Genomic DNA, 20,988 nt, shown 5'->3' with positions numbered 1-20,988 from the left:
AGACAGAGAACCCGGGTCAAAAGCCCGGGTTATTTTTGAGCGGCGATGGCATCTTAACGACCTGCTCAGGCTTAGAACAGAGTGATCATGGCTCACCGACTATCCGTAGAGGATGTTCAGTGCTGGTATTTATTCCAGATCGCCTTGTCGCCCATCGTCATAACAAGCTTTCCATGCGCCGCAGCCGTTTCCGGATCCAGCCTGATCGGGAGTGGTTTGCTACGATGCAGAGGTTCAAAGGGAACGTCATCAACGACATCCACGTTTTGTGTTTTTGCCGCAGCTCCAAACCCGAGAGCCGTCTGCCGACCACCGATCATCTCGATATAGACTTCGGCAAGAAGTTCAGAGTCGAGCAAGGCTCCATGTCGAGTTCGGTGCGAATTGTCGATGCCATATCTGCGGCAGAGGGCGTCCAACGAGTTCGGACCCATCGGGTGTTTGCGACGCGCCATGGACAGCGTATCAGTCACCAATTCCGGCGAAACGGGCTCTATACCAAGACGGGCAAACTCGGCGTTGATAAAGCCCATATCGAAAGTCGCATTATGCGCTACCCAGCGCGCGCCCTCGAAGAAGTCGCGAATCTCCTGAACCACGTCCTCGAATTTCGGCTTGTCCTGCAAAAACTCGTCCGTGATGCCATGAACCGCCAGCGCATCCGGGTGAACTTTTCGATCCGCCGGATTGATATAGAGATGGATCGTCTTGCCGGTCGGGAAATGATTGAAGAGTTCGATGCCACCGATTTCAATGATCCGGTCGGCCTTCGATTCCAGCCCCGTGGTTTCCGTATCGAATATGATTTCGCGCATCGTCACACCTTTCCGTCTCGTCTAGTCCGCAAGACGACAAGCACCGCCAGCACCTGGGCGCGGGCATCGTCTATTCCCCGCCCGGTATCGATGATGAAATCGGCACGTTTTCTTTTTTCCTCATCGGGCACCTGCCGCGCAAGGACCATTTGTAATTTTTCTTCGTTCATTCCCGGGCGCGCCAATACACGCTGTCGCTGAATATCAGTCGCACAGGTAACGACTACGACCACATCAACGCGGGTTTCAGCACCGGTCTCAAAAAGAAGAGGAATATCGAGCAGCGAAAATTCGGTACCAAGGGTACGTTCCTGCTCCAGAAACTCCTGTTGCTTACCCCGCACTAGCGGATGCACGATCTGCTCCAACCGGATAAAATTAGCCGGATTCCGCCTCAATGCTTCGCCAAGCTTTTCACGGTCGACTTTGCCTTCATTCGTAGTGCCGGAAAAAGCCTCCTCAATCAATGAGACCGCTTCCCCCTCGTAAAGCTGGTGTACAACAGCGTCCGAATCGAACACAGCAACACCCTCATGGGCAAATAGCCCCGCTGTTGTCGATTTCCCCATTCCTATCGATCCGGTAAGTCCGATGACGATCATCCACGTTTATCCATATCAGCGATGATCAAAGATCTCAGCGTGTCATCGACCGTTGGTTTTTGACCAAACCATTTTTCAAAACCGGGTCTGGCTTGATGAAGAAGCATGCCGAGGCCATCTACTGTGGTGTATCCCTGACGCTCTGCCATCTTCAAAATGGGCGTCTTCAGCGGAACATAGACGATATCAGTGACGACAGCACCGCTGCACAGCCTTGAAAAATCAATATCCGGCACCTCACCACCCTCCATTCCAAGAGATGTCGTATTGACGAAAAAACCCGCACCCGTGGACACTTCGTCCAGTGCCTGCAATGCATGAGCATAAACCTGCGCGCCAAATCGATCGCGCAATTCTTTCGCGCGCTCAACAGTGCGGTTTACAACATGGATTTCAGAGATGCCGCGATCTCTTAGCGCCTGAATAACCGCCCTGCTTGCGCCCCCAGCACCCAATACCACCGCCCGGCTTGTCTTGTCCCATCCAGGATGAGACGCATCTAGATTGGATATGAAACCAAAGCCATCCGTATTAGAAGCGTGTAACACACCATTCTCGAGCCAGACGGTGTTGACCGCTCCCAATTCCTGCGCAATCTCATCTGGTCGATCTGCCAATCGATAGGCGGATTCCTTATGAGGAATCGTGACGTTTCCACCGACAAAACCATTACCGGATTTCAGCTCTGCAATGAATGCACCAAAGTCGTCGGGGGCAACTTCCAGCGCTTGATAGGACCCGACAATTCCAAATCTTTCCAACCAATGTCTGTGAATCAACGGCGAACGGGAATGCTTTATCGGGTAGCCGGTAACAAACGCTGTTTTGGTTAATGTTTCACGTGAATCAGCCATCGATCAGACCCAACTCGCGAAGTTCTGTTAAGAGGGGCAGAAGCGGCAAACCAAGAATGGTGAAATAATCTCCATTAATCGCTGTAAAAAGCTGTATTCCCTCTCCCTCCAACTGATACGCGCCCACGCTCGAAAGCACGTTCGGCCCGACCCGTTCCAGATGACGGTGGACGAAAGCAGCATCCAGATGTCTCACTGTCATGTCGGCAATCGTGACGACGTCCCAGATAATCTCACCGTTTCTGGCCAATGCAGCGCCGCAGTTAAGACGGTGCGTCTTACCTGATAAACACATCAGGTTGGCATGCGCTTCAGCCATATCTTTCGACTTGTGATAAATTCTGTCACCAAGTGACATGGTCTGGTCACACCCAAGGACAATTGCCTCCGGGTTCAAAGCGCTGACGGCCAAAGCCTTTGCTTTGGCGAGCTCAACTGCAATCCTGTCTGGGGTCGCACCCTGTTTCTCAAGCTCCGCGTCGATAGCGCGCTCATCAATGTCGGCAGGCTGCGCAGAGAAGGCCAAGCCAGCATTGCGCATTAGCATCTGGCGGGAAGCACTGGAGGAAGCGAGAATAAGGTCTGGTTTCATCAACCATGGTCTCCGAACGGTTTAGAAAATGGATTAACGTGTCCGTTGACGAAGGGCAAGAATGGCAGCGGCCGTCTCTTCAATCGAGCGCCGTGTGACATCAATGAGAGACCAGTTGTTGCGAGCGCAAAGAACGCGAGCATATTTCAGTTCCTCCATGATAGTCGCCCGGTCAATATATTGACCACGGTCGAAACCGCCTGTCGTCCCCAACTCGCGATGTTCACGGACCTGGGAAATACGATCGGAGGTCGCGACCAGGCCGACGATCAAAGGTCTGGTTGCCTCATATAGGCTCGGTGGCAACGGAACGCCCGGTACTACGGGAATGTTCGCAGTCTTGATGCCACGATTGGCGAGATAAATGCTTGTCGGCGTCTTTGACGTCCGACTGATGCCGATCAGAACGACATCCGCCTCGTCGTAACTTTCCGGCATCTGCCCGTCATCGTGGTCCATAGCGAAATCAAGCGCCTCGATACGCGCAAAATAATCTGCATTTAGGGCATGCTGCGCACCAACCCGTCGTCTGGATGCTGTCCCAAGATACGTCTGGAAAATGCCGATGACAGGTTCCAGAACATTGACGCAGGGAACGCCGATAGCGTGGCATTGTAGGTTCAGGAATTCCGCCAGCTTTTCATCAACAATCGTGTAGAGCACGATCCCGGGTTCCTTATCGATGCTATCGAGGACCTGCTGAAGCTGTTTCTGGTTTCTGATCATTGGATATACGTGTTCCAGCGGCATGGCCGTTTGAAACTGCGCTGACACCGCCCTGCCTGCCGACATCAGAGTCTCACCCGTGGAGTCAGAAATCAGGTGAAGATGGAAGAAGCTTTTTTGGTTCTCCACGCTGTTTTCGTCTCCCTGTTGATAAGGGTGGACAAGATGAGGCTTTGCAGCGGGTGGTGGTCCGCTGGGCGCAAAACCTGCGTTTTATCCACAATCGGCTTTTTGTGTAGCAAGCAAAGACCCGCTTGTGAATTGTGAGGACAATAAGAGGCTATTAAAAATCTTTCAGCTGTTATCCACAATTCAGAATGGCTGAATCTCAACCTTAAATATCTGTTTTTATGATGGATTTTGACTTATCCAAGAAACGATCCAATCTTTGGTGGACTCTTATCCTCACAGCCACGACGTTTTCCAGCATGCGGCATATAAGCCGGACAGGATTTAATCCTTGCTACTCACAGACTCTAAGAAATAGAAAATCTTAAGAATCTCTTTTATTTTATTTTTAGAAAAGATGAGCCGATGTCTGAGCGTAGCGTTTTGAAGGTTTTGAATGGAGAGGCACTTAGCCCTCCCCCTATCTGGCTTATGAGGCAAGCGGGTCGTTATCTTCCGGAATATCGAGAAACGCGTAAAGTCGCAGGAAGTTTCCTGGACCTGTGCTACAATCCAGAGCTTGCCACTGAGGTGACGCTCCAGCCGATCCGCCGGTTTGATCTGGACGCAGCTATTCTGTTTTCCGATATTCTGGTGATACCTGACGCCCTGAAACGCAATGTGACCTTCACCGAGGGTAAGGGTCCGGCCATGGATCCAATTGACCCTGCCGGTATTTTGGATCTGAAGGCGGATAACATCCTACCGCATCTCCAACCGGTGTTTGAAACGGTTACGAAGCTTCGCCATGACTTACCATCAAAAACCACTCTTCTTGGTTTTTGTGGTGCGCCTTGGACGGTCGCCACCTACATGATTGCCGGTCACGGCACGCCTGATCAGGCACCTGCACGCCTTTTCGGTTACCAGCATCCGGAGGCCATGGAAAAGCTTTTGGCGTTTCTGGCTGAGGTCTCCGCTGATTACCTCGTAGCGCAGCTTGATGCCGGTGCCGATGCCGTGCAAATCTTCGATTCCTGGGCAGGCGTGCTCGGTGAAAAAGAATTCGAGGATTACGCTGTAAAGCCTGTCGCAAGGATCATTCAATCCGTGCGGGCTCGTAAACCGGACGCTAAAATCATCGCTTTTGCTAAAGGTGCCGGTATTCTGCTGAAGGATTACCGCCAGAAAACGAAAGCCGATGCCATCGGTCTCGACTGGAGCGTGCCTCTCTCTTTCGCTCGTGATCTGCAGAAGGACGGTCCGGTGCAGGGCAATCTCGACCCGATGCTGATGGTTGCCGGCGGCAAAGCGCTTGAAGACGGTATCGATGCTATCCTTGACTGTCTCGGGGCAGGACCACTGATCTTCAATCTCGGCCACGGCATCACCCCACAAGCAGACCCTGAGAACGTCGCACGGCTCGTCGCAAGGGTACGCTCCCACGGTGTGGTGAAATGAGCGAGAGCGAGCAAACGCACAATGAGCAGACATCCGCAAAGGCCGGTCGCAAGACACGGATGCGCGCCGGTATGGCACTCGTGGTCTTCGTCGCGCTGATCGCGGTCGTTCTGCATGTGGATCCGGCTGATGCTTATCTCTGGATCAAGGCGTTGCACATCATCGCGGTGATTTCCTGGATGGCGGGCCTGTTTTATCTGCCACGACTGTTCATCTACCACACGGATGCGGCGCCCGGATCAGAGACATCGGAGACCTTCAAAATCATGGAACAGCGGCTCTTGAAGGTCATAATGAACCCGGCGATGATGATTTCCTGGGTTCTGGGTCTCTACCTCGCCTGGTCTGTTTATGGATTTTCGGGCGGATGGCTGCATGCGAAAATCGGTCTTGTCGTTCTCATGACTGCGGCGCATGTCTACTTTAGCCGCAGCGTCAAGCGCTTTGCCCGGGATGAAAACAAACGTTCTGCCCGTCACTGGCGGTTGATGAACGAGGTTCCGACGGTTCTGATGATCGCCATAGTCATACTTGTGGTTGTGAAACCCTTCGCTTGAGAGGTGTTCACGATAATTTTCTCGGAATTGGTGCTTTCCTCTTGCGGCTTTACGGTTGAATCGCTATTTTCCCGTAACTCATCTCAATGGCATGTGAATTATTCAGCCGTCTGCGGGACACCCCCAGTACCTGATTCGCGATCAAGCCTTTCCCCACACACATATTTTAAAGACGGTCTTTCTCTTCATGGCTGAAATGAAGCTTCAGGAACTTAAGAGCAAATCCCCTACCGATTTGCTGACATTTGCGGAATCTCTGGAAGTCGAAAATGCGAGCACGATGCGCAAGCAGGAGCTCATGTTTGCAATCCTCAAGGTTCTGGCAAGTCAGGACATCGAGATCATCGGCGAAGGTGTCGTCGAAGTTCTCCAGGACGGATTTGGCTTCCTGCGTTCGGCCAACGCGAATTATCTGCCAGGTCCTGACGATATTTATATCTCGCCCTCGCAAATCCGCCGTTTCTCCTTGAAAACAGGCGATACCGTCGAAGGGCCGATTCGTGGACCGAAAGAAGGTGAGCGCTATTTCGCGCTGCTGAAGGTCAACACGATCAATTTCGATGATCCGGAAAAAATCCGCCACAAGGTCCATTTCGATAATCTGACGCCGCTTTATCCGAATGAGCGTTTCAAGCTTGAGCTGGAGGTTCCGACATCGAAGGATCTCTCCGCTCGTGTCATGGATCTCGTGGCACCGCTCGGTAAAGGTCAGCGTGGCCTTATCGTTGCGCCACCGCGCACAGGTAAGACCGTTCTGCTCCAGAACATTGCTCATTCCATTACCGCCAATCATCCAGAATGCTACCTGATCGTTCTTCTGATCGATGAGCGGCCGGAAGAAGTGACCGATATGCAGCGCTCGGTGAAGGGTGAGGTCGTTTCCTCGACCTTCGATGAACCCGCCGTTCGCCACGTTCAGGTCGCTGAAATGGTTATCGAAAAGGCTAAGCGCCTTGTCGAACACGGGCGTGACGTGGTTATTCTGCTCGACTCGATTACGCGCCTTGGCCGCGCTTACAACACCGTCGTCCCGTCTTCGGGTAAAGTCCTGACAGGTGGTGTGGATGCCAACGCCTTGCAGCGCCCCAAGCGCTTCTTTGGTGCGGCCCGTAACATCGAAGAAGGTGGCTCGCTGACGATCATCGCAACCGCCTTGATCGATACCGGCAGCCGTATGGACGAAGTTATCTTCGAAGAATTCAAGGGTACGGGCAACTCTGAAATCGTTCTGGACCGCAAGGTCGCCGATAAGCGCATCTTCCCATCGATGGATATTCTCAAATCCGGTACACGTAAGGAAGACCTGTTGGTGCCGCGCCAGGATCTCCAGAAAATCTTTGTCCTGCGCCGCATTCTGGCGCCAATGGGCACAACAGATGCTATCGAATTCCTTATCGACAAGCTTAAGCAGACGAAGACGAATGGTGATTTCTTCGATTCCATGAACACCTGATCTTCTTCTGAGATCATGCTAACCGACCATAAGGCCGCGTCCGTTATTCGGATGCGGCCAATTGTTTTAGCGAGATGACGCTTTATGTCTCATTCCAATGATACGATTTATGCTTTGTCGAGCGGTTCTCTTCCGGCGGGCGTTGCCGTTTTACGATTGAGCGGACCTAAGGCATTAACGGCTTTAGGTTTGATGACAGCGGGCGATCTGCCACCACCGCGCAAAGCAGCATTAAAAACGATTCGTAACCGAAACAATGAAGAGTTGGATCAAGCGCTGGTCCTTCAGTTTCCAGCGCCTCACTCGTTTACCGGCGAGGATTGCGTAGAAATCCATATTCACGGCAGCAGAGCTGTTGCAGAAGCTGTGTTTCGGGAACTCGATGCTATCTCGGAAATACGCCACGCCGACGCGGGTGAGTTTTCGAAACGCGCCTATGACAATGGCAAGATGGATTTGCTGGAAGTTGAAGGTCTCGCCGACCTGTTGAAGGCCGAGACTGAGATGCAGCGGCGTCTCGCAGTCGAGCAGACGAGTGGTCGTTTATCCGAACTCTATGACGGTTGGGCGCATCGCTTGACCCGATGTCGAGCTCTCATCGAAGCGGAACTGGATTTCTCTGATGAGGAAGACGTCCCAGATTCTGTCGCGGATAAGGTCTGGAATGATGTTTCCAGCCTTTATGGCGAGCTTGACACTCACCTTCAGGCGGGGTCATCGTCAGAAATCGTTCGTGATGGCTTCAAGGTCGCGTTGGTTGGTGCGCCCAATGTCGGCAAGTCCAGTCTCCTCAATGCGCTCAGTGGTCGAGATATCGCCATAGTGACCGATATTGCCGGTACTACCCGCGACGTTTTGAGTGTTGATCTCAATATCAACGGTTACCTTGTAACCGTCTTCGATACAGCCGGTTTGCGAGATACAATTGATGTTGTCGAGCTCGAAGGTGTTCGTCGCGCGAAACAAACCGCAGGCCAGGCTGATCTCGTTCTTTTGTTGTCTGACATCGATTCGGCACCGCAACAATTGGCCGAACTGTCTGAATTACCGTTTACCTTCATCAGGACCAAGGCCGATCTGGCTCAACCACCTGACGATATTGCAAAACATATTTCTGTCTCTGCCGAGACTGGCTGGGGACTAGACTGTTTGCATCAGCATATCGCTTCAGAGATTGAAAAGCGTGTCGGTTCATCCCTGACACTTGTGCCTGGCAGGGCAAGACATAAGAAACGCCTTGAAGAGACGTTAAACTATGTTAGTGATGCGCTGAAATCCGAGGGTATGGATCTAGCGATCCGCTCGGAATATCTGCGGTTGGCTGCAACCTCTCTCGGTCGCATCACCGGCCGCGTTGATGTCGAAGACTTACTCGGCGTCATATTTTCCGAGTTTTGTATCGGCAAATGATTCACGTGAAACACTCGCACTCTGATGAGATGCGTCAAAAGCAAAGAGATTTATAATGACATATGATGTCGTTGTAATTGGTGGCGGTCACGCTGGAAGCGAAGCAGCGGCTGCCGCTGCGCGTCATGGTTCGAAGACCGCTCTATTGACGCACAACAAAGATACCATTGGCGTAATGTCCTGTAACCCGGCAATCGGTGGTTTGGGTAAAGGTCACCTTGTACGGGAAATTGATGCGCTCGATGGCCTGATGGGTCGGGTCGCCGATGCGGGTGGCATCCAGTTCCGAATGCTCAATCGCAAAAAAGGGCCTGCGGTTCGGGGACCTCGGACCCAAGCTGATCGTCGTCTGTATCGAGAAGCAATGCAGAACGAAATTCGCATTATCAAAAATTTGACTGTCATCGAAGGCGATGCCTATGATATCGAGATAGTGCACGGTGCCATCACGGCAGTCATCATGTCCGACGGTCGCAGAATCCCTTGCGCAGCAGTCGTTTTGACGAGCGGAACTTTCTTACGCGGTCTCATTCATATCGGTTCCGAAAAGATACCGGCGGGCCGCGTTGGCGAGAAACCTTCCATTGGACTGTCCGACACCCTAACCCGGGCAGGCTTGAACATGGGCCGGCTGAAGACGGGTACGCCTGCCCGTCTTGACGGTAAGACGATCGACTGGAGCGCAGTTGAACGCCAGGGTGCTGATGCCGATCCAGTGCCATTTTCATTTATGACTGATCAAATCGTCAATCCGCAAATCGAATGTGGTGTGACGCGGACAACTCCGGTCGCTCATAAAATCATCCAAGAAAACATCCATTTATCGGCGATGTATTCGGGGCAAATTGAAGGTGTCGGTCCCCGATATTGCCCATCCATTGAGGACAAAATCGTTCGTTTCGGCGAGCGCGACGGACATCAGATATTTCTCGAGCCCGAAGGATTAGATGACGATACAATTTATCCAAATGGTATTTCGACATCCCTTCCCGCTAGCGTTCAAGAGATGTTCATTCATGCAATCCCAGGGCTAGAAGGTGTCAGGATCATCCAGCCCGGTTATGCCATTGAATATGACTATGTCGATCCCCGCGAACTCCGACCTTCGCTCGAGTGCCGTAAGATACCGGGGCTTTTTCTCGCTGGTCAGATCAATGGGACGACAGGCTATGAAGAAGCTGCGGCACAGGGTCTCGTCGCAGGTCTTAACGCGTCCCTTCTTGCAGGTGGGGGGCAGCCGGTGCACTTTAGCCGTACTGAATCTTACATTGGCGTCATGATCGATGATTTGACGTCCAAAGGTGTGACAGAACCGTATCGGATGTTTACGTCACGCGCCGAATATCGGCTGTCGCTTCGTGTAGACAATGCCGATCTGCGCTTAACACCTTTTGGAATAAACGCTGGTATCGTTGGCACAGCCAGAGGACAAAGATTCAATAATTTTGTCGAGGGACTTGAGCACAGTCGTTCTGTTTTAAAAGAAAGCTCAATCAGCCCGACCCAAGCGGCGAAGCATGGTTTGAAATTGAACCATGATGGGCAAAGGCGTTCCGCATACGAATTGCTCGCTTACCCCGATATCACCTTCGAAAGCCTCAAAACAGTGTGGCCCGAATTTCATGAGATCTCCAGTAAGGTCGGGGAAGTCCTTGAGATCGAGGCTAGTTACGCGGTTTATATGCAGCGTCAGAGTGCTGATATAGTTGACATCAAACGGGATGAGGATCGGACAATTCCGGAAGACTTTGACTTCTCCATTTTGTCGGGGCTGTCGAATGAACTGAAGCAAAAACTTCAAAAAGCGCGTCCTTCCAACATATCTCAGGCCGGACGTGTTGACGGAATGACCCCCGCGGCTATCTCACTCATTCTCGCTCTCGTCAAAAAGGGCACTTCCACGCAAAATCAAAAGTTGCGCTCACAGCTATAACGAGTCCTAATATGATGATAAACGGTCAAAGTGTTTCACGTGAAACACAAGAGCGTCTTGAGCATTTTGTCGATCTGTTCAAAAAATGGAATGCGACAACGAACCTGGTCGCGTCCTCCACGCTCGGCGAATTGTGGTCGCGGCACATTGCTGACAGCGCTCAGATTTTCCAACTCTCTCCCAAGCCCCAGATTTGGGTCGATTTAGGGAGCGGGGGCGGATTTCCCGGAATTATTACAGCAATTTTTATGGCTGAGTTCGGTGAAGGCTGGGTTCATCTTGTGGAGAGCAATAGGAAAAAGGCCGGGTTTCTTCGTGTGGCTTTGAATGAAACAGGCGCGCGGGGAAAAGTACATCCCGTTCGCATTGAAGCGGCATCGGCGGTTATAACCAATTGTGATGTCATATCTGCGAGAGCACTCGCCGACCTGGACTTATTGCTGGAGTATGTGGAGCCTTGGAACCGCAAAAACGAAAATTTGCGCTGCTATTTCAACAAAGGCCGGGATTATGAGGCAGAGGTGCAAAAAGCGCGTGGTCGTTGGGATTTCGATCTGTTAAAACATCAGAGCAGCGTCGAAGCGAGCTCCGTAGTTCTGGAGATTAGTCACCTTGCCTCGAGAAGCTGATTTACCAAGTCAGGTGCGGCATTATGTTCGAAAAAAACCGGATAATTACGATTGCAAACCAGAAAGGTGGCGTCGGTAAAACAACGACTGCCATCAATCTTGCGACGGCACTTGCAGCAATTGGTGAACGTGTTCTGGTTGTGGATCTCGATCCTCAAGGCAACGCAAGCACGGGCTTGGGTATTGATCGGCGATCTCGTAAACTTTCATCCTATGATTTATTAGTCGGTACGAATTCCGTCGCGGAAGTCGCGGTGCCGACTGCTGTCCCAAATCTGGACATCGTCGCCTCCACGATGGATTTGCTTGGTTTCGAGATGGAAGTGGCGAATGCAGCCAATCGGGTCTTTTTTCTGAGAAACGCTTTGCAAGCCGATGATGCTCGCTCCTATTCCTATATTCTTGTCGACTGCCCGCCCTCTTTCAACCTTTTGACGATGAATGCGATGGCCGCAGCGCATTCCGTGCTTGTTCCGCTGCAGTGTGAGTTCTTCGCGCTTGAAGGGTTGAGTCAGTTGCTCGACACCGTCAATCAGATACGTGGTACCGTGAACCCTACTCTGGATATCCAGGGCATCGTGCTGACAATGTTTGATTCCCGCAACAATCTGGCTCAGCAGGTCGTCAACGACGTCCGCACGCATCTCGGCGAAAAGGTTTACCACACACTCATTCCTCGGAATGTCCGTGTGTCTGAAGCGCCTTCCTACGGTAAGCCCGCCATATTATACGATTTGAAATGTGCTGGAAGCCAAGCGTACTTGCAATTGGCATCTGAAGTTATTCAGCGCGAGCGTTTACGGAAAGCCGCCTAAACAGCGACGAAATAAGCATTACACCGCAGAGTACGATGAATAACGCGTCTGCGTGATTGTGGAGTTGAATATGAGTGATGATCTTTCGAAGCGCCGTCTTGGACGTGGTCTTGCAGCCTTGATTGGCGAAATGGACCAACCGCTTCCTGTTGGTGAACCGCAACGCGCGGTGAATGCAGACCGTACTATTCCAATTGAGTTTATTGCCCGTAGCGCGCGTAACCCGCGCCGTCATTTCGATGAGAGCGAACTTCAGGATCTCGCATCCTCGATTCGTCAGCATGGTATCGTTCAGCCGGTTGTCGTTCGTACAACAAGCCAAGATCGTTATGAGATCATTGCCGGTGAACGTCGCTGGCGCGCAGCACAACTTGCAGGATTTACCGAAGTTCCAGTGATTGTCCGTGATGTCGATGATCGCACCGCACTTGAGTTGGCAATTGTTGAAAACGTTCAGCGTTCTGACCTCAATCCGCTGGAAGAGGCGATGGGGTATGACCAACTGATCGCTGAACACGGCTACACGCAAAATGATCTCGGCGAGATTATTGGCAAGAGTCGAAGCCACGTTGCCAACAGTTTGCGTCTTCTGAAGCTGCCTGAACCCGTTCGTGATATGTTGTCACAGGGCTCCCTGTCGGCCGGGCACGCGAGGGCATTGGTTTCGACGTCAGACCCAATCAACCTTGCACGCTCCATTGTCGCAAAAGGACTGTCCGTTCGCGACGCGGAACGTCTGGCCCAGGCTGATATCCACATGCAGCTCAATCCTACGCTACCGCGCAGAGAGGAGCATGAAAAGGATTCCGATACGGTTGCGCTGGAGCGCACGCTGTCGGATGCTTTGGGGCTTGACGTTAAGATCAATCACAAGGGAACGGGCGGCCATATCCGTATTAATTACCGCACGCTTGAACAACTGGAAGGCGTGTGTCGTCTTCTTGAACAGAAATAGTCGTAAATAACTGATTTTAAATATAAAATTGTATTTTATAGAAGCGGGGCCTAGGCAGCCTCGCTCAAAAATCGATGGCTCGCCCCTTGATTTCATAGTCACCAAAACGCACGGGTTCGGCGCCGCCTCTCCCGCCGGTTTCTGCGGGCAATTCCAGCGCCTTTGCCATCCGGCGGCGCTCCTCAGCCTCCTTCAGCGCGCGCTCTGCCGCAGGTGGCAGCTTCTTTTCATTTTCGCCACTGTTGTCGTTGTACGCGTCTTGCATAGATCTCAAGGCCTTATGACAGCATATTGAAATACGTTTGTTCGTAACCAGATTATAGAAGTTGCTATGACTTGATAAGTCATTTCGCCTTTTGATCGGAGATTTTAGATGAACCTGATGCGTACGGCTATGTTGTTGGCGTTCATGACCGCTTTGTTCATGGGCATCGGCTTTCTAATTGGTGGCACAGGCGGCATGATGATCGCTCTTCTCGTCGCAGCTGGAATGAACCTGTTTTCCTATTGGAATTCAGATAAAATGGTGCTGAAGGCCTACCGGGCGCAAGAAGTCGATGAACGTAATGCGCCGGATTTTTTCGCCATGATCCGGGACCTTTCGCACAATGCAGGTCTGCCTATGCCGAAGGTCTACGTCTATGATAGTCCTCAACCCAATGCTTTTGCGACGGGTCGCAACCCGCAAAATGCAGCTGTCGCAGCATCGACCGGATTGATGGAAAGCCTGACGCCGCAGGAAGTGGCTGGCGTCATGGCTCATGAGCTGGCCCATATTCAAAATCGCGACACATTGACGATGACCATCACGGCCACATTGGCCGGTGCGATTTCAATGCTGGGCAACTTCGCTTTCTTCTTTGGTGGAAATCGTGAAAACAACAATCCGCTTGGCTTCATAGGTGTGCTGGTGGCGATGATCGTCGCACCGCTTGCTGCTATGCTGGTGCAGATGGCAATTAGCCGTACACGTGAATATTCCGCTGATCGACGCGGTGCTGAGATTTGTGGGAATCCGTTGTGGCTTGCCTCTGCTCTGCAAAAGATCGCCGGTGCAGCCAAGCAAATCCACAATGACGACGCCGAGAGAAACCCGGCGACAGCCCATATGTTCATCATCAACCCGCTCTCCGGCGAACGGATGGACAATCTGTTTTCGACACACCCCGATACGAACAACCGGATCGCTGCGCTTCATGCCATGTCGAAGGGTTACTCGCAGGCATCGACCTCTCAGCCGACAAATGCTAATGCGGTTCGCAAATCACGCTCTGTTCCAAACACCGGTTTTGGAAAAAGCGATCAAAACGAGCGCAAAGGTCCCTGGTCTTGACATCGAATTCCTCCGCCACGCCGGCAAAACATCATAAACGTAAGCCGTCTGGTGGAAACAACAACGAGGCATCCTTCGCTGACGACTGGAAACCAGGGCTCGCTGCTCGCGTAGCTGCAGTCAAGATCATCTCTGCGGTGCTGGACAAAAAGACATCGCTGGATGGCATGCTGGATGCGGAGAACGGCAACCCTGCCTATCGGGCACTGAGCCTTCCTGACCGTGCTCTGGTGCGTGCCATCGTCAACACCTCGCTGAGACATCTCCCACGTATCGAAGCAGTTCTCGCAATGCTTCTGGATGGGCCTTTGCCACAGGGAGCGCGGTCATTGCACCATGTTTTCGTCGTTGGTGTCACTCAGATGCTTTATCTCGATATTCCGGACCATTCGGCTGTCGATCTGGCGGTGGAGCAAGCACATCGCGATCCAAGAAATAAGCGCTTCGTAAAACTCGTCAATGCTGTCTTGCGGCGTTTGGGACGTGAAAAAGACGATGTTTTGCAGGCGGTGAGTGCAGTGCCAGTTTTGCCAAGCTGGTTTTACAACCGTCTGGTCAAGATTTATGGAAAAGACGCTGCGGAGCGTATGGCCGAGGCGCAGCTTGTGCCATCTGTCATTGATGTTACTGTAAAATCCAATCCCGATCATTGGGCTGAAAAGTTGAACGGTATCGTTATGCCCAATGGCAGCGTTCGACTTGGCTCTTTCGAGGGATCCGTCTCCGGACTGGATGGCTTCTCCGATGGTGAATGGTGGGTGCAGGACTTTTCTGCCAGCTTGCCGGTGCGGTTGATGGGTGACCTGAGGGGCAAACGCGTGGCTGATCTCTGTGCCGCGCCTGGCGGCAAGACAGCACAGCTTATCCTTGCCGGTGCGGATGTTACTGCGCTTGATCAATCCGGCAACAGACTGAAGCGGCTCCGTGAAAATCTCGATCGACTAAAGCTGAAAGCCGAGACGATCGAAAGCAATATGCTGAAATTTCAGCCCGATGTTTTGTTCGATGCTGTGCTTTTGGATGCGCCCTGCTCTTCCACCGGAACTTTGCGCAAGCACCCGGACGTGTGCTGGACCAAGGATGAGCGAGATATCGCCAAGCTCGCAGCCCTGCAAGAACAGATGCTTCGCCACGCCATGACCATGGTCAAGCCCGGCGGCATGATCGTGTTCTCAAACTGCTCGCTCGATCCGTCCGAGGGTGAGGAGATGGTGGCGAAGGTTCTCGCGAGTGAACCTTCCTTGCAGCGTGTTCCAACTGCTAAAGCCCAGTTTCCTGGCTTGGAAGCTGCTATCAATGATATCGGAGATCTGCGTACGACGCCGGATATGTTTGGCGGCGTTGACGGCTTTTATGCTGCGGTTCTGCGTTTGACATAAGCATTTTTAGCCAGACATTAAACCTTGAGCCGGATTCACATCTTGAATGATCTACGTTGGTCATGCCGGATTTGGATCGTTTACAAAATATGAAGCTTTTCCTGAAATATTGATCGATGTCGCAATCGCAATATGGCGTCCTTTCCCAAGGGCGGTGCGGACGTTCAGCTGCATAAAGGTCGCTTTCAATCGGCGTCTTAGCACGAAAATCAACGATGATTTCCAGCTGAGATACTGAACCAGAACACGTCTTCGGGCGGGCGGGAAACGCAAGTTTGGTTACATCCCTGAAAAGCAACTTGAGTGTTGCGGGGCTTTTTATACGGATATTTAGAAACCGTGCCATGATCGGCATTGCGCCGTCGCGTCTCCGTTTTCTGAGATTTGCCGAACGTGTTCCCAGTGGTCTGGTTGCAGCACCTACGGATTTGCGCGCGGTCGACCCCTATGTCGCGCAGGAATTGGTCAAGGGGCGTATCGCGCTCGCTGGACGCGTTCTGGAAACGGGCGGGGCATCCCCTTTCTCGCTCGATCTGCCATCGGCAGCTTTCGAAGAGAGGCTTCACGCATTTGGCTGGTTGCGGCACGTCCGCGCCAGCAAATCGGATGAGGCCTGCGCTCGCTCCAGGCTTCTGGTGTCAGACTGGATTGCCCTTCATGGGCGAAGGATCAAAGGGGTCGCCTGGACCCCGGAAATTGTGGCACAAAGGCTGATTTCCTGGCTATCGCATTCTCCGGTCATTCTACAGAATGCAGATGCTGGCTTCTATCGCCGCTTTCTGAAAAGCCTTGGGTACCACGTGCGGTATCTCAGCCTCATCGCAAAATATGCGCCTGATGGTGAAATCCGCTTGAAAATCCGGATAGCCTTGGCTGTCGCATCGATTTCACTGCCGAATAGAGCGGTAAATATTGCACGTCATGGCATGAAACTTGACCGTGAGTTGGAGCGGCAAGTGTTGCCGGATGGCGGACACGTGTCGCGCAACCCACGTGTGATGCTGGACCTTCTGCTGGATCTGCTGCCGCTGCGACAAAGCTATATCAATCTCGGACATGACGTACCGCCCGGCCTCGTTCCTGCGATTGATCGCATGTTTCCTGCCATCCGGTTCTTTCGTCATCAGGATGGTGATCTGGCGCTCTTCAACGGTGCGACGGTTACGCTTGCCAATGAACTGGCTTCCGTGTTGCGATACGATGAGACATCCGGCCGGCCTTCTCGCGCGATGCCTGATATCGCCTATCAACGGTTATCGGCGGGATCGACTGTCGTCATCGTAGACACCGGTCTTCCCCAGACACTTGAGCTTTCAAAGGGCGCGCATTGTGGATGCCTGTCCTTCGAGCTGTCTTCGGTTCGAAACCGGTTCATCGTCAACTCAGGTTTTCCACCCCATGCCGCCACAGATTTTAGGCGCGCAAGCCGTTCAACAGCAGCGCATTCTACAGTGACCCTCGATGACACCTCGTCTTCACGCCTCTCGCGCTCAAGGCTTATCGGGCCTATCGTCATACCGGGTGTGACGGACGTAAACATCGAGCGACATATGGATGACAAGGGTGCCGACGTGCTGGTGACATCTCACGATGGGTATCTCAAGCAATTCGGATATATACACGAGCGCGAACTGGAACTGAATGTTACAGGAACCAAGATTAAGGGCCGCGATAGCATTCAGCCATCTCAAGATGGTAAGAAAAGAACCATAGAACGCCTTGATGCCGTGTCGCGTTTCCACATTCACCCTTCCATAGAGTTGGTTCAGCTGAATGACGAATCCGTTTTGATGACCGCAGTCGATGGTACAGGCTGGGTGTTTTCCGCGCCCGGGCAAATTGTTACAATTGCGGAAGACGTATTCATGGCGGATGCCTCAGGCATTCGTCCTTCGCAACAGATCGAAATCTCGTTCAACCCTCCTGACACAGTCGATGTTCGTTGGATTATCGAAAAGACGCCGTAGCATCGGCGTCTTCCGTCTCCCCATGTTTATTAATACGTAAAGCTGTGCTAACGCGACGGCAACCGCCGGATGGTTAGCTCACCGGCTTCTCTTTTCCGCATTACGGAGTTGTCTTAATGGCCGTCGTTTCCAAGAAAATTCCCGCTCCCGACAAAGTCAAAATCCGCACTGCGCTGCTTTCGGTCTCCGACAAGACTGACATCGTCGAGCTGGCGGGCGCTCTGGTCAAGCTGGGCGTGAAACTTCTGTCGACAGGTGGCACGTCGAAGACCATTGCCGATGCAGGTCTTCCGGTCACTGACGTTTCTGATATCACTCAATTTCCTGAGATCATGGATGGCCGTGTCAAGACGTTGCACCCCAATGTCCATGGTGGCCTGCTGGCGATCCGAGATGATGCCGAACATGTGAGAGCCATGCAGGCGCACGGTATCGAAGCCATCGATCTGTCCGTTATCAATCTTTATCCGTTCGAAGAGGTCCGCGCCAAGGGTGGCGATTATCCGACGACGGTAGAAAATATCGATATTGGCGGTCCTGCCATGATCCGCGCATCGGCCAAGAACCACGCCTATGTCACTGTGGTGACCGATCCAAGCGATTATCCAGAATTGCTGGAAGCATTGCAGGCCGAAGACGGTCAGACGAGCTATGCGCTGCGCCAGTGTTTCGCTGCCAAGGCTTATGCGCGCACCGCAGCGTATGATGCGGTTATTTCCAACTGGTTTGCCGAAGCGCTCTCCATCGAGACGCCGCACTACCGCGCGATTGGCGGCGTGCTGAAGGAAAAGATGCGTTACGGCGAAAATCCGCATCAGAGTGCTGGCTTCTATCTGACCGGAGACAAGCGCCCCGGTGTTGCGACGGCCACGCTTCTGCAGGGCAAGCAACTTTCCTACAACAATATCAATGATACCGATGCTGCTTACGAGCTGGTCGCAGAATTCCTGCCCGAGAATGCACCAGCCGTCGCCATCATCAAGCATGCAAATCCATGCGGTGTTGCAACGGGGACCACCTTGCTGGATGCCTACAAGCGTGCGCTGGCCTGTGACCCCGTCTCTGCTTTCGGTGGCGTGATTGCCATGAACCGCACGCTGGATGCTGAAACCGCTGAAGAAATCATCCAGCTTTTCACCGAAGTCATCATTGCACCTGATGTAACCGAAGAAGCCAAGCTGATCGTTGCTCGCAAGCCGAACCTGCGTCTTCTGTCAGCCGGTGGTCTACCAGATGCGCGCGCTGCTGGTATTACGGCGAAAACCGTATCCGGTGGTCTTCTGGTCCAGAGCCGTGACAATGGCATGGTCGAAGATCTCGACCTTAAGGTCGTAACCAACCGCGCACCGACAGCGCAAGAGCTTGAAGATATGAAGTTCGCCTTTAAGATTGCCAAGCATGTGAAATCCAACGCGGTGATCTATGCCAAGGACGGCCAGACGGCAGGCATCGGTGCTGGCCAGATGAGCCGCATCGATTCAGCGCGAATCGCGGCCCAGAAGGCTGAAGACGCTGCCAAGGCGATGGGGCTTGCCGAGCCACTGACCAAAGGTTCCGCGGTTGCGTCCGAGGCGTTCTATCCCTTTGCAGACGGCTTGCTCGCCGCGATCTCCGCTGGTGCGACAGCGGTTATTCAGCCCGGTGGTTCGATGCGGGATCAGGATGTGATCGACGCGGCGAACGAGCATAATGTCACTATGGTGTTCACAGGCATGCGTCATTTCAAGCATTAACGAGCTCGGCCGGGAGGGTGTAGAACCTCCCGGTCCTTATCCATAAGGGTGCTTTTGAGCTTATGCTAGGGCTTCATGTTTCACGTGGGACACATGCTCAAGTAACAGCCCCGACCTGCCACGGCACGAATTCATTATCGCCGTAGTCATAAATCTCGCTCACGGTTTTATCGCCTGATGCGACAGCGATGATGTGCTCGAAGATTCTTTTGCCGGATTCCTCAATGGTCTCACGACCGGTAACGATCTCACCGCAGTTGATGTCCATATCTTCCTTCATGTGTTCGTACATTTCGGTGTTGGTGGCAATCTTGATGCACGGCGAAGGTTTGAAGCCCGAGACGGAGCCACGACCGGTGGTGAAGCAGATGACGTTACAGCCGCCTGCTACCTGGCCTGTGACGGCGACCGGATCATAGCCAGGCGTGTCCATGAAGACAAAACCGGGTTCCGTGACAGTTTCGGCAAATTCGTAGACGGCTTTCAGCGGCATGGAGCCGCCTTTTGCGACAGCACCCAGTGACTTCTCGAGGATCGTGGTCAGACCTCCCAGCTTGTTGCCGTGGGAGGGATTGTTGTTCAACTCGTCACCATTACGAGCGGTATAATCCCGCCACCAATCGATGCGCTGCAGAAGTTTTTCAGCGACTGCCGGGGTAATGGCACGGCGTGTAAGGAGGTGTTCGGCACCGTAGATTTCGGGCGTTTCCGCCAGCACGGTCGTGCCGCCGTTCTGGACGATGAGATCTGAGGCATAACCCAGGGCTGGATTGGCGGAAATACCGGAGTAACCATCCGAACCGCCGCATTCCAAGGCAACCTTCAGGGCCGACAATGGCTGTTCCGTCCTCTTTGCAGCATTGACGACGGGCAGCATATCCTTGATCTGGGCAATTGCCGCCTCGATGGTTTTCCGTGTGCCGCCATGCTGCTGAATGGTCATGGTACGAAGGCGTTCGCCCTCTTCCATCTTGTAGTGTTCGAGGATCGGTGCAATCTGGTTGGTTTCACAGCCTAGCCCGATCAACAGGATGCCGCCGAAGTTAGGGTGCCGAGCGTAGCCCTGGATGGTGCGGATCAACAGTCTGTAGCCTTCCGACTTGGCGTTGAGCGCACAGCCGGTGCCATGGGTCAATGCCACGACGCCATCGATATTGTCGAAACCGTCAAGTCCGCCATCGCGGTTGAAATAGTCTGCTATGTAGCGCGACACTGTGGCGGAACAGTTTACCGAGGCGATGATTCCGATGTAGTTGCGTGTGCCGACACCGCCTGCTCCGCGGTCGAAGCCCAAAAAGGTGCGGCGCTGATCCAGCGGTAGCATGCCCTTTTCTTCGATATCGACACTGAATTGATGGGCGTGCTCGGATGGCACCATGGCCAGGTTGTGGAGGTGAACGTGCCGACCCGGTTCGATGTCCTGCGTCGCGATACCGATAATCTGACCATATTTGATGACATCCTGACCGGTTTTGATGGTCGAGAGGGCCACTTTGTGCCCACGCCCGATCAGCTCAAGTGCAGTCAACTCTCCACGACCGGTGGCACCACCGGGCTGAATGGAACGACGCGCAACCGCGACGTTGTCCCTTGTGTTGAGCAAAATGGTGGCTTCTGAAATGTCTGTCACGCGGTCTCCTCCTCGCGAAAATCCGCTCTTTCGAGC

The 20,988-nt window shown here is 52.9% G+C and carries 19 protein-coding genes; 12 read left to right on the top strand and 7 right to left on the bottom strand.

Translation table 11 applies throughout. The annotated features are described in order from the left end of the window. Positions 1–116 precede the first annotated feature (116 nt). Genes dnaQ through ATO67_RS07235 form a run of 5 tightly spaced genes read right to left on the bottom strand, consistent with a single transcriptional unit; the run spans position 117 to position 3,718 of the window. Entirely contained in the window at positions 117–815 is a 699-nt protein-coding gene (gene dnaQ / locus ATO67_RS07255; protein ID WP_067646099.1) for a DNA polymerase III subunit epsilon, read from the bottom strand. A 2-nt stretch (positions 816–817) separates the two neighbouring features. Continuing rightward, complete coding sequence (gene coaE, locus ATO67_RS07250) at positions 818–1,417, bottom strand: dephospho-CoA kinase (protein ID WP_067646097.1); 600 nt, start codon at positions 1,415–1,417, stop codon at positions 818–820. Continuing rightward, the gene (locus ATO67_RS07245) at positions 1,414–2,271 is read right to left on the bottom strand and encodes a shikimate dehydrogenase (protein WP_067646095.1); all 858 of its coding nucleotides are present in this window, start codon (positions 2,269–2,271) and stop codon (positions 1,414–1,416) included. The genes coaE and ATO67_RS07245 overlap by 4 nt, the downstream gene beginning before the upstream one ends. Continuing rightward, positions 2,264–2,863 carry a Maf-like protein gene (locus ATO67_RS07240; protein ID WP_067646093.1) on the bottom strand — a complete coding sequence of 200 codons (600 nt, stop codon included), beginning with the start codon at positions 2,861–2,863 and terminating at the stop codon, positions 2,264–2,266. The genes ATO67_RS07245 and ATO67_RS07240 overlap by 8 nt, the downstream gene beginning before the upstream one ends. A 33-nt stretch (positions 2,864–2,896) precedes the next feature. Next, the gene (locus ATO67_RS07235) at positions 2,897–3,718 is read right to left on the bottom strand and encodes a pyruvate, water dikinase regulatory protein (RefSeq protein ID WP_067646091.1); all 822 of its coding nucleotides are present in this window, start codon (positions 3,716–3,718) and stop codon (positions 2,897–2,899) included. A 405-nt stretch (positions 3,719–4,123) separates the two neighbouring features. Here ATO67_RS07235 and hemE point away from each other — a divergent pair, with 405 nt between their 5' ends. From hemE to ATO67_RS07195, 8 genes are all read left to right on the top strand, one after another. Next, positions 4,124–5,158, top strand: coding sequence for a uroporphyrinogen decarboxylase (hemE, locus tag ATO67_RS07230; RefSeq protein ID WP_067646089.1), 1,035 nt, complete (start codon positions 4,124–4,126; stop codon positions 5,156–5,158). A gap of 59 nt (positions 5,159–5,217) precedes the next feature. Continuing rightward, the gene (hemJ, locus tag ATO67_RS07225; RefSeq protein ID WP_106404922.1) at positions 5,218–5,715 is read left to right on the top strand and encodes a protoporphyrinogen oxidase HemJ; all 498 of its coding nucleotides are present in this window, start codon (positions 5,218–5,220) and stop codon (positions 5,713–5,715) included. A 187-nt stretch (positions 5,716–5,902) separates the two neighbouring features. Next, positions 5,903–7,168: a transcription termination factor Rho gene (gene rho / locus ATO67_RS07220; protein WP_103587028.1), complete on the top strand. Its 1,266-nt coding sequence runs from the start codon at positions 5,903–5,905 to the stop codon at positions 7,166–7,168. Positions 7,169–7,252: 84 nt separating this feature from the next. Further along, positions 7,253–8,578, top strand: coding sequence for a tRNA uridine-5-carboxymethylaminomethyl(34) synthesis GTPase MnmE (gene mnmE, locus ATO67_RS07215; RefSeq protein ID WP_067646085.1), 1,326 nt, complete (start codon positions 7,253–7,255; stop codon positions 8,576–8,578). Positions 8,579–8,633: 55 nt separating this feature from the next. Then, on the top strand, positions 8,634–10,511 hold the full coding sequence (mnmG, locus tag ATO67_RS07210) for a tRNA uridine-5-carboxymethylaminomethyl(34) synthesis enzyme MnmG (protein WP_067646083.1): 1,878 nt from the start codon (positions 8,634–8,636) through the stop codon (positions 10,509–10,511). 11 nt (positions 10,512–10,522) lie between these two features. Continuing rightward, complete coding sequence (gene rsmG, locus ATO67_RS07205) at positions 10,523–11,140, top strand: 16S rRNA (guanine(527)-N(7))-methyltransferase RsmG (protein ID WP_067646081.1); 618 nt, start codon at positions 10,523–10,525, stop codon at positions 11,138–11,140. A gap of 20 nt (positions 11,141–11,160) precedes the next feature. Then, positions 11,161–11,955 carry a ParA family protein gene (locus ATO67_RS07200; protein WP_067646079.1) on the top strand — a complete coding sequence of 265 codons (795 nt, stop codon included), beginning with the start codon at positions 11,161–11,163 and terminating at the stop codon, positions 11,953–11,955. Positions 11,956–12,025: 70 nt separating this feature from the next. Continuing rightward, a complete protein-coding gene (locus ATO67_RS07195) occupies positions 12,026–12,910 on the top strand; it encodes a ParB/RepB/Spo0J family partition protein (RefSeq protein ID WP_067646077.1) in 885 nt (294 codons plus the stop codon). A gap of 64 nt (positions 12,911–12,974) precedes the next feature. Here ATO67_RS07195 and ATO67_RS07190 read toward each other — a convergent pair whose 3' ends face one another. After that, the gene (locus ATO67_RS07190) at positions 12,975–13,175 is read right to left on the bottom strand and encodes a DUF1674 domain-containing protein (protein ID WP_067646075.1); all 201 of its coding nucleotides are present in this window, start codon (positions 13,173–13,175) and stop codon (positions 12,975–12,977) included. A gap of 108 nt (positions 13,176–13,283) precedes the next feature. Between ATO67_RS07190 and htpX the strand changes: the two genes are divergently transcribed. The 4 genes from htpX to purH all read left to right on the top strand — a co-directional run bounded on the left by htpX (position 13,284) and on the right by purH (position 19,322). After that, a complete protein-coding gene (htpX, locus tag ATO67_RS07185; RefSeq protein ID WP_067646073.1) occupies positions 13,284–14,243 on the top strand; it encodes a zinc metalloprotease HtpX in 960 nt (319 codons plus the stop codon). Next, positions 14,240–15,622, top strand: coding sequence for an RsmB/NOP family class I SAM-dependent RNA methyltransferase (locus ATO67_RS07180; RefSeq protein WP_067646071.1), 1,383 nt, complete (start codon positions 14,240–14,242; stop codon positions 15,620–15,622). Before htpX ends, ATO67_RS07180 begins: the two co-directional genes overlap by 4 nt. A gap of 344 nt (positions 15,623–15,966) precedes the next feature. Continuing rightward, positions 15,967–17,589 (top strand): heparinase II/III family protein, encoded by a 1,623-nt coding sequence (locus tag ATO67_RS07175; protein ID WP_106404914.1) that lies wholly within the window; start codon positions 15,967–15,969, stop codon positions 17,587–17,589. A 116-nt stretch (positions 17,590–17,705) separates the two neighbouring features. Continuing rightward, positions 17,706–19,322, top strand: coding sequence for a bifunctional phosphoribosylaminoimidazolecarboxamide formyltransferase/IMP cyclohydrolase (gene purH, locus ATO67_RS07170; protein WP_067646067.1), 1,617 nt, complete (start codon positions 17,706–17,708; stop codon positions 19,320–19,322). A gap of 97 nt (positions 19,323–19,419) precedes the next feature. On the opposite strand, the gene ATO67_RS07165 is transcribed toward purH, so the two are convergent. Continuing rightward, entirely contained in the window at positions 19,420–20,952 is a 1,533-nt protein-coding gene (locus ATO67_RS07165; protein WP_067646064.1) for a UxaA family hydrolase, read from the bottom strand. Between the last annotated feature and the right edge of the window lie 36 nt (positions 20,953–20,988).

This window comes from Agrobacterium bohemicum, from assembly GCF_001562555.1.
GTDB classification, from domain to species: Bacteria; Pseudomonadota; Alphaproteobacteria; order Rhizobiales; family Rhizobiaceae; genus Agrobacterium; species Agrobacterium bohemicum.
This window is presented reverse-complemented; position numbering and strand designations above follow the sequence as displayed.